The organism is Mediterraneibacter hominis (genome assembly GCF_014287475.1).
Taxonomy (GTDB): Bacteria; Bacillota; Clostridia; order Lachnospirales; family Lachnospiraceae; genus Mediterraneibacter; species Mediterraneibacter hominis.
This window is the reverse complement of record NZ_JACOPF010000001.1, coordinates 720702-735292: the sequence shown is the minus strand read 5'-3', so window position 1 is coordinate 735292 and position 14591 is coordinate 720702. Positions and strand designations below refer to the sequence as shown.

The following is a 14591-nucleotide window of genomic DNA, read 5'->3' as shown; positions in this document are numbered from 1 at the left end:
CAAAGAACCAGGAGGATAAAGAATGCAGCGCGTTGGAGTAAACCAGTTAAGAAAGATGTTTTTGGAGTTTTTTGAGAGTAAGGGACATCTTGCACTCAAAAGCTTCTCCTTAGTGCCCCATAATGATAAGAGTCTTCTGCTTATTAACTCTGGAATGGCACCTTTGAAACCTTATTTTACAGGACAGGAAATTCCGCCGCGAAAACGCGTAACTACCTGCCAGAAGTGTATTCGTACCGGAGATATTGAAAATGTAGGAAAGACGGCGCGGCACGGCACTTTTTTTGAGATGCTGGGCAACTTCTCCTTTGGAGATTATTTTAAAAGAGATGCGATCAAATGGTCCTGGGAATTTTTGACAGAAGTAGTAGGACTGGACGCTGACAGACTGTATCCGTCTGTTTACCTGGAGGATGACGAGGCATTTCAGATATGGAACCAGGAGATGGGAATTCCGGCGGAACGTATTTTTAAGTTCGGGAAGGAAGATAATTTCTGGGAGCATGGTTCCGGTCCCTGCGGCCCATGTTCAGAGATTTATTATGACAGAGGCGAAAAATACGGCTGCGGCAAGCCAGGCTGTACAGTGGGCTGTGAGTGTGACCGCTATATGGAGATCTGGAATAATGTATTTACGCAGTTTGACAATGATGGAAATGGCAATTATTCAGAATTGGAACAGAAGAATATTGATACCGGCATGGGCTTAGAACGTCTGGCTTTGGTTGTGCAGGATGTAGATTCGATCTTTGACGTAGATACGATAAAAGCACTGCGGGATCATGTATGTGCTCTTGCGAGAGAAGAATATGGAGAAGACAGCGGAAAGGATATATCTATCCGCGTTATTACAGACCATATCCGATCTGTGACCTTTATGATTTCAGATGGAATTATGCCTTCAAATGAAGGAAGAGGGTATGTACTGCGCCGCCTGTTGAGAAGAGCATGCCGTCATGGACGACTGCTGAATATCAGGAAAGGCTTTCTTCCGGAGCTGGCACAGACTGTGATCGATGGTTCGAAAGATGGCTATCCGGAGTTAGAAGAAAAAAGAGAGTTTATCTTAAAGGTCATTGCGAAGGAAGAAGAGCAGTTTAACAAGACGATCGATCAAGGTCTGGGGATTCTTTCTGAGATAATCGCGCAGATGGAAGCAAAACATACAAAGCTTTTAGAAGGAAGTGAAGCGTTTAAGCTGTATGACACCTATGGTTTTCCTTTGGATTTGACAAAAGAAATCCTGGAAGAAAAGAATTTAAATGTGGACGAGGCAGGTTTCCATGCGGCAATGGAAGTGCAGAGAAAGACAGCGAGAGAAGCCCGAGAGGTTACCAACTATATGGGGGCAGATGTAACCGTCTATGAGTCGATCGACCCGAATATTACCAGCACCTTTGTAGGATATGACAATTTATGCTGGGAGTCGGAAGTGACGGTATTGACAACGGAAAAAGAAATCGTGGATGCACTTTCCGATGGGGAGAGAGGAACTATATTTGTCCGGGAGACTCCGTTCTATGCGACCAGCGGCGGGCAGGAGGCGGATACAGGAAGTATTTCTACAGCAGACGGAGAATTTCTGGTAGAAGATACGATCAAGCTTTTAGGCGGTAAAATCGGCCATGTCGGCAGAGTCGTGCGGGGAATGATAAAGGTTTGTGACAATGTGACTTTAAAAGTAGATGCAGAAAAGCGCGTGCTTTCTGCCAGAAACCACAGCGCGACGCATTTGCTCCAGAAGGCGCTTAGGACAGTGCTCGGCACCCATGTAGAGCAGGCGGGATCCAGTGTAAATGAAGACAGACTTCGTTTTGACTTTACGCATTTTTCTGCGATGACGCCGGAGGAACTTAAAAAAACAGAGGAAATCGTCAATGAGCAGATTGGAAATGCACTTGCTGTTTCTATAAAAAATATGCCCATTGAAGAGGCAAAAAAGACAGGCGCGCAGGCGTTGTTTGGTGAAAAGTATGGAGACATTGTCCGCGTGGTGGATATGGATGGATTTTCGATTGAGTTCTGCGGCGGTACACATGTAAAGAACACCAGTGAAATTATGGCGTTCAAGATTATTTCAGAGACAGGGGTAGCGGCCGGGGTCAGACGAATCGAGGCGCTCACGTCAAAAGGGCTGATGAAATATTATGACAGCTTAGAGAAGCGTTTGAAAGATGCGGCAGCTCTTTTAAAGGCAACACCGGAGAATCTGGCGGATAAAATCGCTCATATGCTGGCGGATAATAAGACACTTCATTCAGAGGTAGAAAGTTTAAAGAGCAAGATGGCGCAGGAAGCGGCCGGAGATGTTCTTGACAAAGTGCAGGAGATAGCGGGGATAAAGCTTCTTGCGGCAGAGATAGACGGCGTGGATATGAACAGCTTAAGAGAGCTGGGAGATCAGTTCAAGGAAAAATTAGGGGAAGGCGTTGTTGTGCTTGCCTCGGGAGCAGAAAATAAGGTCAGCCTGATGGCAACCGCGACAGAAGGCGCGATAAAGCAGGGAGCCCATGCCGGCAATCTCGTAAAAGCAATCGCAGGGCTTGTCGGAGGCGGAGGCGGAGGACGTCCGAATATGGCGCAGGCAGGCGGAAAGAATCCTGCGGGGATAAACGACGCGCTTTTAAAGGCAGCGGAGGTGCTTAAAGGTCAGGTTTCTTAAGTTTTTGCAGGAAAATAGTTGACGGAACTGAAAAATATGGTATAATCTTTTGTAGTGCAATAAATATACCCGAACAGTCGTATGATGCACAATACAAGGCTGGAGGGGAGGTTAGGTGTGAGACTATGTCAAATGTAATCGTGAAAGAAAACGAGACGTTAGATAGTGCTTTACGCAGATTCAAAAGAAACTGTGCGAAAGCAGGGATTCAGCAGGAGATTCGTAAAAGAGAACATTACGAAAAACCAAGCGTAAGACGCAAGAAAAAATCTGAAGCCGCTAGAAAACGTAAATATAATTAATGATGTGCAGATAAATAGAGTGTTGAATTTCAACACTCTATTTTTGTTCTGCTATAGGAAATTTCGATAAATTTCCTATAGCACAAAAAAGCCCACCGGGCGGGGTGCTGCATGCCAGTGGCACGCGTTTAGCACCGACCGAAGCGGCAGCGGAGACTGCACGCAAGTGCGAAGAAGAAATATGACGCTTACGCGTCCGCGCTTGGCGCGAGAATGTGCAAAGCACATTCTTTTTTATAAGGATAATTTGGCGCTTTTAGGAAGGGGGAGCGTACATATGTGGAATGGAATTATTTTCGGAAGAGATGTATACCATGTGGTTATGTGGTTTCTTACTTATAGTATACTAGGATGGATTGTGGAATCTGCCTACATGTCAGTGTGTAACAGAAAATGGACGAACAGAGGATTTTCCAGAGGACCTTTCTGTCCTATTTACGGAGTAGGAGCACTGACTGTTTATTTTATACTATATCCATATAGCCATAACAGAGTGCTTCTTTTTATATTGGGTGCTGTGCTTGCAACACTGATTGAATGGGCAACGGCAAAAATTATGCAGAAGGTATTCGGAGAAATCTGGTGGGATTATAAGGACAAGCCTTTTAACTACAAAGGAATCCTGTGCCTGGAAAGTACGATTGCATGGGGATTTTATACACTGATTTTATTTGGTATTCTGCAAAAAACAGTGGAGAGAATTGTAAATGGTATTCCCAGAGGTCTGGGAGAGAAGCTGGGAATTTTTATTATTATAGTCTATCTGCTGGATTTTTTGACGATTGCATATAAAGAGAGAAGAAAAATTTCTTGAAAATAAAAGAAAAATGAATAAATAGGATTGGATTCCTGCAAAAACAAGAAGGATAAAAAAAGAGATAAAAACTATATATACGAATCTAATAAATGAAAACGGCTAAAAAAGTAAGAAAATGATTATATATAATCTGTTATAATAAAGTGATAAAGTTGTAAATAAAATGAAATTTTTTGTTGACAAAGCTGCATTTTGATTTTAGAATAGACGAGTAGGCAATTCTGCGGCAGTTATCCGGTGGTATTGTCTGCCAGTTATTTTGTATTTTCAGGAGGTAAAAAGGATGTCATATGTAGATGAAGTAATTGAGTTGGTTGTAAAAAAGAATCCTGCAGAGCCAGAGTTTCATCAGGCTGTCAAGGAGGTTTTAGAATCCTTGCGTGTAGTTGTAGAAGCAAATGAAGAACAGTTTCGCAGGGACGCTCTTTTAGAGAGAATGGTAGAGCCTGAAAGACAATTAAAGTTCCGCGTGCCTTGGGTAGATGACAACGGGCAAGTGCAGGTAAACACAGGATACCGCGTACAGTTTAACAGTGCAATCGGGCCATACAAAGGAGGGCTTCGGCTTCATCCATCCGTAAACCTCGGTATTATAAAATTTTTAGGATTTGAGCAGATTTTTAAAAATTCTCTGACAGGGCTTCCAATCGGCGGAGGAAAAGGCGGAGCTGATTTCGATCCGAAGGGAAAATCAGACAGAGAGGTGATGGCATTTTGCCAGAGCTTTATGACAGAGCTTTGCAAATATATCGGCGCGGATACAGATGTTCCGGCAGGAGATATTGGAACAGGCGCGAGAGAAATCGGATATATGTACGGACAGTATAAACGTATCCGCGGACTGTCCGAAGGGGTTCTGACAGGAAAAGGATTAAGCTACGGCGGTTCACTGGCGCGTACAGAAGCAACGGGATACGGTCTGCTTTATCTGACAGAGGAAATGCTGAAATTAAACGGACAGGACATCAAAGGCAAGACGGTCGCGGTTTCCGGCTCTGGAAATGTTGCGATTTACGCGACACAAAAAGCACAGCAGATGGGGGCGAAGGTGGTGACTGTAAGCGACTCCAACGGCTGGGTATATGATGCAGAGGGCATCGATGTGGAAGCATTAAAGGAAATAAAGGAGATAAAGAGAGAAAGACTGACTGAGTATAAAAAATACCGTCCGAATGCCGAGTACCATGAGGGAAGAGGCGTTTGGAGTGTGAAGGTGGATATTGCCCTTCCATGTGCAACACAGAACGAGCTGCTGCTGGAGGATGCAAAAACACTCGTGGCAAACGGATGTATTGCGGTTGCAGAGGGAGCAAACATGCCAACCACACTGGAAGCGACAGAATACCTGCAGGCAAACGGAGTGCTGTTTGCACCTGGAAAGGCAGCAAATGCAGGTGGTGTTGCGACATCTGCTCTGGAGATGTCACAGAATAGCGAGAGATTAAGCTGGACCTTCGAGGAGGTAGACAGCAGACTGCAAAGAATTATGGTGGATATCTGCCACAATATGGCAGATGCAGCGGAGAGATACGGCTTTAAAGGAAATTATGTCGTAGGAGCCAATATTGCCGGATTTGAAAAAGTTGTAGACGCTATGAATGCGCAGGGAATTGTATAAGTATACGAATTTGGACAACAAATTGACGGACAGTCTATAGAGGGTTGCCGCTTCGATGGGAGAAAAACCAGAAGCGGTGGCTCTCTTTTTATGTAAATTTCACATAGTATGAGAAAATTGCGCAAGAATTATAAAAATGTAGGCAATGAGAAACTTGATTCTTGTTTTGCTTTCCATTTATCATAAAATAAAGAATACAGGCGGACTACGCCGGCATGTTTAAGCTATGGGAAGATGCGGCGCGCCGGGAAAGCCTGAAAAAATCAGGAGAGGAGAAGAAATGTGGAGAAGCGTACAAAAGGAAGGGTGACGATCCCAACAGATGTGGACGTAGTGGCGGAAACGTTAGAATTGATTGAAAAATGGGGAGCGGATGCGATCCGGGACTGCGACGGAACAGATTATCCGGAAGAATTAAAAAGCGTGGACGCGAAAATATATTCGACCTACTATACAACACGTAAAGACAACGAATGGGCAAAAGCGAATCCGGATGAAGTACAGCAGATGTATATTATGACTCCCTTTTATACTGCCGTGGAGGACGAAGTGTCGATCCATCTGATGAAGCATTTGTATCCGGATATGTTGAAGGTCAATAACCAGGACGATATTACAAAATGGTGGGAGGTGATCGACCGTACGACAGGAGAGGTTGTTTCGCCGTCGCAGTGGAGCTATGATGAGGAGACAGGGGATGTAACCATTCATGCGGCAAAGGAATTTCACGATTATACGGTAAGTTTTTTGGCTTATATCATGTGGGATCCGGTACATATGTATAATGCGGTGACAAATGGATGGAGCAATTTTGAAAAACAGGTTACATTTGATGTACGCCAGCCGAAAACACATGCCTATTCTATGAAGCGGCTGCGTAGCTACCTGGAAGAAAATCCCCATGTGGACGTAATCAGATATACAACATTCTTTCATCAGTTTACACTGATTTTTGATGAGCTCGCGCGAGAGAGATATGTAGACTGGTACGGATATTCCGCTTCTGTAAGTCCTTATATTCTGGAACAGTTTGAAAAGGAAGCCGGATACAGATTCCGTCCTGAATTTATTATCGACCAGGGGTATATGAACAATCCTTACAGAATCCCGTCGAAAGAATTTCTAGATTTTCAGAACTTTCAGAGAAGAGAAGTCGCGAAGCTGGCAAAGGAAATGGTAGATATCACACATGAATACGGCAAAGAAGCGATGATGTTCTTAGGCGATCACTGGATCGGCATGGAACCATTTATGGAGGAGTTTAAAGAGATTGGTCTGGACGCGGTCGTAGGAAGTGTCGGAAACGGAGCGACTCTGCGGCTGATCAGCGATATCAAAGGAGTAAATTATACGGAAGGACGCCTTCTTCCATATTTCTTTCCGGATACATTCTATGAAGGCGGTGATCCGGTAAAGGAAGCGAAGATTAACTGGGTGACAGCGAGAAGAGCAATTCTGAGAAAGCCGATCGACCGTATCGGATATGGCGGTTACCTGAAGCTGGCGATGAAGTTTCCGGCGTTTGTGGATTATGTAGAGAGTGTGTGTCAGGAGTTCCGCGTTTTATATGAAAATATCAAAGGCACGACGCCCTACTGTATCAAGAAAGTCGCGGTGCTTAATTGCTGGGGTAAGATGCGGTCATGGGGAAATCACATGGTACATCACGCAATTTATTATAAGCAGAATTATTCTTACGCGGGGGTTATCGAGGCTTTAAGCGGAGCACCTTTCGATGTGAAATTTATTAGCTTTGATGACATAAGGAACCAGCCGGGAATTCTGGAGGATATTGATGTGATCCTGAATGTGGGCGACGCGGATACGGCGTATACAGGCGGAGAAAATTGGACAGATGAAAAGATTGTATCCGCAGTAAAACGTTTTGTCTACAACGGCGGCGGCTTTATTGGCGTGGGAGAACCGGCGGCGCACCAGTATGAGGGGCATTTCTTCCAGCTGGCAACAATGATAGGAGTGGAAAAAGAGACAGGCTTTACTTTAAATATGGATAAGTACAACTGGGAGGAGCACGACCATTTTATTACCGAAGACTGCAAAGGAGAAATTGATTTTGGCGAAGGCAAGAAAAATATTTACGCACTGGAAGGGACAAAAATTCTCGTACAGCGCGATAAAGAAGTACAGCTTGCCGTCAGTGAATTCGGAGAGGGGCGCTGCGTATATATCAGCGGGCTTCCTTATAGCTTTGAGAACAGCCGTCTTTTGTATCGTTCGGTTCTCTGGTCGGCGCATGAAGAAAAGGAACTGTACAAATGGTACAGCTCCAATTACAACGTAGAAGTGCATGCGTATGTAAAAAATGGAAAATATTGTGTCGTAAACAACACATATGAACCACAGACCACTACGGTATACAAGGGCGACGGAAGCAGTTTTGAGCTGGATCTAGAGGCAAACGGTATATACTGGTATGAAATCTAGTTCGCGTGAAAATCAGAATTACGGGAATGGAGCTGCCTGTACTTAAACGGGGTAATACCGTATTGGTTACGAAACGCCTGCGAAAAATATGCCTGTGATGAGAAGCCGGCAATGGAAGCGATGGTAGAAAGAGAACGATCCGTATCCCGCAGCAAAGTACAGGAGGCGTCTAATCGGCGTAAATTTAAATACTGCATGGGCGGAACGCCCACATATTTTGTAAAAGAGCGTGCCATATAATACTTATTCATATGCGTAAGCTGTGTGAGAGTATCCAATGTGATACGATCGGCATAGTGCGTATCCAGGTATTGTTTTATTTGTGCACACTCTTTTGCCATATGTGTGTTGTGGGTGGGGACAGGAATTAAATTTTGCAGGCGGATAATACGGATGATGAGTATTTCCAGAAGATGCTGGCAGATCATATCAGAGCCGTATTCGTTGCTGTGCGCTTCGCGATGTATCTGTGAAAATATATCCGTAAATACAGAAGTATTTTTTAAATTGCAAAAAATTTGTTCGGTGGATTGCTGTTCTTTTTTTAAAAATGTAATACCGTCTATTCCAAGTACATAATACTCAAGAGAACTGCTCCGTATAGACTGCTCTGTATGTTCCAAGTAGGGGGGAATAATGACCAGATCTCCAGACTTGATAGCATGGGAATTATCCTTGAATAAAAAATTCCCTTTTCCGTTTACAACGAAGAAAAGTTCGGTGAAGCCGTGAGTGTGAAGGACGCTATCCCAGTCTTTGTCGTCTTTTGAGAGGGCTATGGAGAGAAGAGTGACACTGGGGGGGGGTAGGAAGATTTTTTTCTATAGAATAGTATTGATGGCTCATATGACACCTCCTGATATTTGCATGAGATATAAAAGGCAGAAACTATATTTTTTAGTATGATTCATTATAATATCAGCAGAAGAAATAAATCAAGAACTATAAAAAATAAATAATATTCTGAAAAGCGCAGGCCAGAGAGATTCGGAAAATTATAGTATAAATAGGGATGTGATGTATGCAAAATAGTCAGAAATTGATAATAAAAAAAGAGCAGAACTATAGAATGTATATATAATGAATAGTTTTTGAGAAAAAAATAATGTTTTTAGTTTGAAAAGTCAATATTTCTAAAAAAATAGGAAAAATCCACATAGAAAGTTACAGAAAAAGTAATTATGATAGACATATACAACAAACCAGAGAAGAAAGAAGGAGGTAAAATTTTATGAAAAAGAGAATAATAAGCGCGTTTCTGATTTCTGCTATGACAGTTGCGGCAGTCGCGGGTTGTGGATCTTCGGGAGACTCTGATAAAGGCGGTGACGGAAAATACAGTGGAGTCACTTTGAACTACTGGTCGATGTGGAACTCCAGCGAGCCACAGGGACAGGTTATCCAGGAAGCGGCGGACGCGTTCTCGGAGGAGACAGGAGCGACGATTAACATCGAGTGGAAGGGAAGAGATATAAACACACTGCTTTCCAGCGCTTTGTCTTCAGAAGAGGCAATAGATATTTTTGAAGACAGTTATATGAACATTGCGAAGAACTATAAAGATTACTGTTACGATCTGACGGAGATGGCAGAAGAGGCAGGATACGCGGATAAAAGCTTCGGATGCTTTAACGACAAGGTCGTAGAGTGGGCAGGCTTCCTCTGTGCTATTACAGAACAACCGCAGGTTGGCGGCGTATGGTACAACAAAGATATTTTTGAGGACTGCGGAATTACAGAAGTGCCGACGACATGGACAGAGTTCATGGACGTGTGCGAGAAGATTACTGCTAAGGGATATCAGCCGCTGGCGTTAGATGGTACATACGCGGACTTTACATTCGGTTATCACATGGATCGTGTCATTGGACAGGATGTAATCAAAGATCTCGCTATGAACGGTGGGTGGAGCGAGAATGAAGGTGTTATCGAGGCGGCAGACGACATTATCGAATTCGTAGGGAATGGATACCTCGCAGAGGGGGCTCCGGATGAATATCCAGCAAGCCAGAACAAAATGGGAACAGAACAGAACGTGGCGATGGTAGTATGCGCGAACTACGTTACTTCAGAAGTAAAGAATAATACGGGAGCAGATTTGAACTGGGGACTGTTTAACTATCCTGAAGTAGAAGGCGGAGTTGACCCGTCTAACGCGTACGCAGGTGCGAACTCTTTGGGAATTGCCTCCTACAGCGAGAATCCGCAGGCGGCGTTTGATTTCGTTATGTTCCTGACAACAGGCGAATATGATCAGAAGATGGCGGACACAGCGATACAGATTCCAGCGGATCCGTCAAATACAGAGCCAGAGACGTTAAGCGGCTCCATCGAGACTTTGAAGGCAACAACCAGTCCGCTGGATTGGAATATGGGAATGAACGACAATTCTGACCTGAAAGCAAACTTCAAAGATACAATTATCAAACTGTACGAAGGCAAATTTAATACAGGCGCTGAATTCGCGGCGGCTATGGACGCTCTCTATTAAAACGCGGGGCAGATAATAAAGGGGTGGCATGATTGAAGTGTCACCTCTTTTTTAAAAGGAGGGTCTGAAAGAGTGAAAAAAAACAGGTTAATGATTATTACTTTTTTGCTTCCATGTGTTATAAGCGTAGTTGTTATGTTTTTATATCCTACAATCAGGACGATTGTGATGAGCTTTTTTAGAATTGAAGATATCGCGGATGAAGTTTCTACATGGAGTTTTTATGGTTTTGACAATTATCAGAAGATATTCGGCAGTTCTACCTGGCGCGTATCTATGTTGAATATGGGAAGAATATGGCTATTTGGCGGAATCATTACGCTGTCTCTGTCACTGTTGTTTGCGGTGATACTGACAAGCGGAATCCGGTTTAAGAAATTTTTCCGTGCCGCTATTTATCTTCCGAATGTTATCAGCGCGGTCGCGATGGCGACTATGTGGATTCAGTATATATACAACCAGGACTATGGTATGTTGAATAAAATACTGGAGACAGTAGGCTTAGACGGTGTGAAGTGGCTGGGAACGGATACGAAGTTCTGGGCGCTGCTGTTAGCCTTTGTCTTTGGTGCTATCGGGTACTATATGCTGATTTTCTTAAGCGGCATCGAAAGAATTCCGCAGGATTTGTTTGAAGCGGCGACGATAGACGGCGCAAACAAAGTGAAGCAGTTTACGAAAATTACGCTGCCCCTCCTGCGTGGGATTATCAAGACAAACCTTACTTTCTGGACGGTGCATACGATTACTTTCTTCGTATGGTCAAAGATGTTTTCTCCAATTGATACAGAGGCAACTACGATTGTTCCGGTCGTTTATCTGTATGATACGGCGTTTGGCGGAAAGAATACCGCTGTAAGAGACGCGGGCGCAGGCGCGGCGGTTGGTGTGGTTCTCGCAGTTCTGGTGCTTATCATTTACTTTATTATGAACAAAGTAATAAAGGACGACGAGCTGGAATTCTAAAAGTAGGGCACAGGATCGGAAAATACCTTTTACACCGATGGAGGGAATTATGAAGACAAAGAATCAAATCAAATATAAGCAAAAGGTGAATTGGAAAAAAGAACTCGCGCTTTTGCCGGGGTATCTGTTTGTAATCATATGGATTGCATTTACGGCGGCGTTTTTGATCTGGATTGTAGCGGCGAGCTTATCTACTTCTCCGGAAATTTTTACAGGAACTGTTTTTAAATTTAAGACAGGATTTCATTGGGAAAATTATGTAAGCGCATGGCAGACACAGAATGTATCGGTATTTTTTATGAACTCGCTTATGTACGCGGCGATCGCCTGCGTGGCAGTAATACTGATTGCGGCTCCGGCAGCGTACGTCCTATCTAGATATGAATTCATTGGCAACAAAGTCATTAAGGCGGGACTGATCGTAACGATGAGTATTCCGGTGATTATGATTATCATGCCGCTTTTCGCGTTAGCTACCCAGTGGCAGATTAAAGGAAGAATCTTGTTGATTCTGCTGTACATTTTTTTGAATGTGCCGTTTACGACAACCTATCTTTTGAATTTTTTTGCCACATTGTCAAAAACATACGAGGAGGCTGCGGCCATTGACGGCTGTACGCCGGCAAAGACCTTTTGGGTAATTATGCTCCCGCTTGTTCAGCCGGCGATTATCACAGTGACGATTTTTAACTTTTTGTCCGTGTGGAACGAGTTCTTTATCGCGTTGATTTTCGCGAATACGTCGGATATGACGCCGGTTGGCGTAGGGCTTTTGCAGATCGTAAATTCTATGAAGTATACGGGAAATTACGGTGGACTGTTCGCGGCGGTAGTTATCGTATTTTTGCCGACGTTTATTTTATACATTCTGCTGTCGGAGAAGATTATTTCCGGCGTAACAGGCGGAGGAGTCAAAGGCTGATAAAAAGAAGGAGTGCGAAGCATGCAGAAAAACAGAGTCAATATTCTTTTTATACTGACAGACGACCAGGGAGCGTGGGCTATGGGGTGCGCGGGGAACCAGGATGTGAAGACGCCGAACCTGGACAGACTCGCCGAAAGAGGAATCCGGTTTTCCGAATTCTACTGCGCCTCGCCGGTATGCTCTCCGGCAAGAGCCACTCTGGTGACAGGCAAGATGCCCTCCTGTCATGGCGTGCAGGACTGGATTGAGAAAGGCAACATGGATAGCCGGCGCTATCCCCATATGGAGGGAACGCCGGACTTTGATCCGCGGGACAGGGCGATCGACTATCTTGCCGGACATAAGACCTATATGGAGATTCTGGCGGAGAATGGCTATCAATGCGCGTTGAGCGGGAAATGGCACCTGGGGGACAACGTGACGCCTAAGAAAGGCTTCAGCCGCTGGTATACAATAGGAAAGGGCGGATGCAGGTACTATTATCCTGATATCTGCGATGAAGGAGAATTATCAAATCCGCGGCGGTATGTGACAGATCTGATTACGGAACGGGCGCTTCAGGATCTGGAGGAAATGGCCGAAGATGAAAGGCCCTTTTACTTAAGCGTACATTATACCGCGCCGCACAGTCCGTGGGGAGAAGAAGAACATCCGGCAGAATACAGAAGGTTATACGAGGACTGTGCCTTTACGGCGACGCCGGATTTACCTATACACCCATGGCAGGCCCGGACATGTCCGATTGGAGATACGCCGGAGAAACGGCGGGAAAATTTAACAGGGTATTACGCTGCGCTCTCCGCGATGGACGAAGGGGTTGGAAAGCTTCTTAAAAGATTGGAAGAAAAAGGAATGGCAGAAAACACGGTAGTAATTTTTACTTCGGATAATGGAATGAATATGGGACATCATGGTATATGGGGGAAAGGAAACGGGACTTACCCGCCGAATATGTACGATTCGTCCATAAAAGTGCCCTTTATTATTTCACTGCCTGACGGGAAACATTCCGGAGAGGTATGTAAAAATATGGTAAGCCAGTATGACGTATTTCCCACGATTCTGGAACTGGCGGGGTGCGAATGGGAAACAGAGGCGCTTCAGCCAGGAAGAAGTCTTGTAGAGCTGTTTCAGTCGCCGGAAAAAGAAATGCCCGAGCGGGTTGTCGTTTACGACGAATACAGCAAAACCCGCATGATTAAGAAAAATCATTATAAGTATATTCACCGGTATGGCGGCGGTCCCTGCGAGTTCTATGATTTGCGCCAGGATCCAGAAGAAGTTTTCAATCTGTACGGCGATGAAAAATACAGGGAAATCACAGCGGCTATGCGGCAGGAAATGGAGCTTTGGTTCGCGAAGTATACACAGGAAAAGACAGACGCCAGAAAATACGACGCAAAAGGCAGAGGGCAGTGGGATTTATGCTGGAAAGACGGAGCGTTTAATCAAGGAATAGAAATGTATTATGCAGAGAAATAAGAAGACAAAAAGTAGGCAGGAGAGAAGACAGATACGAACGAAAGGAAAGAGGAAAAACAGCCGTTTCATACTGGCAGGAGGAAGTATACTGGCAGCGCTGCTGGTTGTTTCGCTGTGGATAAGGTTTTCAACAGAAGAAAAAGAGCAGAGTCTGTGTGAAATTGTTTTTCACGAGGAAATGCAGGAGCGGATTTTTACTCTGACAGAGGAGGAGGCTGCCTTTTACGAAAAGAAATCTCCGGAGGGCGACGGGAACGCCTACGCGAAAGAGGTATACGCTGTTTTTGAAGCGGGGGAAAAATTCGGGCTTTGTTCTCCGTATTCCCTTTCCAATCTGGAGAGCGAGATGGAAGTAGAGAACCGGAACCGCCAAGCAAAGAAAAACGAAGGAGAAGTCGTTTATGGAAAGACAAGCTTTAAGCTGGAAGAATTTTTTGACTATCGTTTTTCAACTGTCAGAAGCGATACGATACGAGAGCTGACAGACGCTGTTTTAGAAAAAAGAATTGATATTTCCGAGGAAAACGCGAAAAAGTATATGGAGGAGAACAAAGAGCGTTTTAAGACGCTTGAAGAGATTACCTATACGCTGAATGGAAAAGAAGAGATATTGCCGGCACAGAATATGAAGATATTCGAGGAAACCAATCCCGAGCTTTCCGCGTGGTTAAGCGGCGCGAAGCCGGGGGATACCTTCCAGAGCGCGGAATTAGGCGGAACGGTTGAGGTGACGGAAATCGAATACCATGAGATGTCATGGGAGGAAGACAAGCTTACCATTATGGAAGAATATGTGACCAATGAAATGTATCCGGAATTACTTCGTGAGATGGAAAGTTATTTTGAAATAGAGTCTTTAGACTAAAAAACGAACAGGAGAGAG

General features: G+C 44.4%; 11 protein-coding genes. 10 read left to right on the top strand and 1 reads right to left on the bottom strand.

Going from position 1 to position 14591, the window contains the following annotated elements:
- The first annotated feature begins 22 nt into the window (after positions 1–22).
- From alaS to gnpA, 5 genes are all read left to right on the top strand, one after another.
- Positions 23–2662, top strand: coding sequence for an alanine--tRNA ligase (gene alaS, locus H8S37_RS03460; RefSeq protein ID WP_186874638.1), 2640 nt, complete (start codon positions 23–25; stop codon positions 2660–2662).
- Positions 2663–2787: 125 nt separating this feature from the next.
- The gene (gene rpsU / locus H8S37_RS03455) at positions 2788–2964 is read left to right on the top strand and encodes a 30S ribosomal protein S21 (protein WP_004054229.1); all 177 of its coding nucleotides are present in this window, start codon (positions 2788–2790) and stop codon (positions 2962–2964) included.
- Between the two features lie 277 nt (positions 2965–3241).
- On the top strand, positions 3242–3778 hold the full coding sequence (locus H8S37_RS03450) for a putative ABC transporter permease (protein ID WP_186874637.1): 537 nt from the start codon (positions 3242–3244) through the stop codon (positions 3776–3778).
- Positions 3779–4064: 286 nt separating this feature from the next.
- Complete coding sequence (gdhA, locus tag H8S37_RS03445) at positions 4065–5399, top strand: NADP-specific glutamate dehydrogenase (protein ID WP_186874636.1); 1335 nt, start codon at positions 4065–4067, stop codon at positions 5397–5399.
- 282 nt (positions 5400–5681) lie between these two features.
- The gene (gene gnpA / locus H8S37_RS03440) at positions 5682–7844 is read left to right on the top strand and encodes a 1,3-beta-galactosyl-N-acetylhexosamine phosphorylase (RefSeq protein ID WP_186874635.1); all 2163 of its coding nucleotides are present in this window, start codon (positions 5682–5684) and stop codon (positions 7842–7844) included.
- On the opposite strand, the gene H8S37_RS17515 is transcribed toward gnpA, so the two are convergent.
- Positions 7841–8623 (bottom strand): AraC family transcriptional regulator, encoded by a 783-nt coding sequence (locus tag H8S37_RS17515; protein WP_330604899.1) that lies wholly within the window; start codon positions 8621–8623, stop codon positions 7841–7843. The genes gnpA and H8S37_RS17515 overlap by 4 nt on opposite strands.
- Before the next feature lie 452 nt (positions 8624–9075).
- Between H8S37_RS17515 and H8S37_RS03430 the strand changes: the two genes are divergently transcribed.
- The 5 genes from H8S37_RS03430 (at position 9076) to H8S37_RS03410 (ending at position 14573) form a co-directional block, all read left to right on the top strand.
- Positions 9076–10335, top strand: coding sequence for an ABC transporter substrate-binding protein (locus H8S37_RS03430; RefSeq protein ID WP_186874634.1), 1260 nt, complete (start codon positions 9076–9078; stop codon positions 10333–10335).
- Positions 10336–10407: 72 nt separating this feature from the next.
- Positions 10408–11301 carry a carbohydrate ABC transporter permease gene (locus H8S37_RS03425; protein WP_186874633.1) on the top strand — a complete coding sequence of 298 codons (894 nt, stop codon included), beginning with the start codon at positions 10408–10410 and terminating at the stop codon, positions 11299–11301.
- Between the two features lie 49 nt (positions 11302–11350).
- Positions 11351–12223: a carbohydrate ABC transporter permease gene (locus tag H8S37_RS03420; RefSeq protein ID WP_186874632.1), complete on the top strand. Its 873-nt coding sequence runs from the start codon at positions 11351–11353 to the stop codon at positions 12221–12223.
- Positions 12224–12244: 21 nt separating this feature from the next.
- Positions 12245–13708 carry a sulfatase-like hydrolase/transferase gene (locus H8S37_RS03415; protein ID WP_207723874.1) on the top strand — a complete coding sequence of 488 codons (1464 nt, stop codon included), beginning with the start codon at positions 12245–12247 and terminating at the stop codon, positions 13706–13708.
- On the top strand, positions 13695–14573 hold the full coding sequence (locus H8S37_RS03410) for a hypothetical protein (RefSeq protein WP_186874630.1): 879 nt from the start codon (positions 13695–13697) through the stop codon (positions 14571–14573). The genes H8S37_RS03415 and H8S37_RS03410 overlap by 14 nt, the downstream gene beginning before the upstream one ends.
- Positions 14574–14591: the final 18 nt, after the last annotated feature.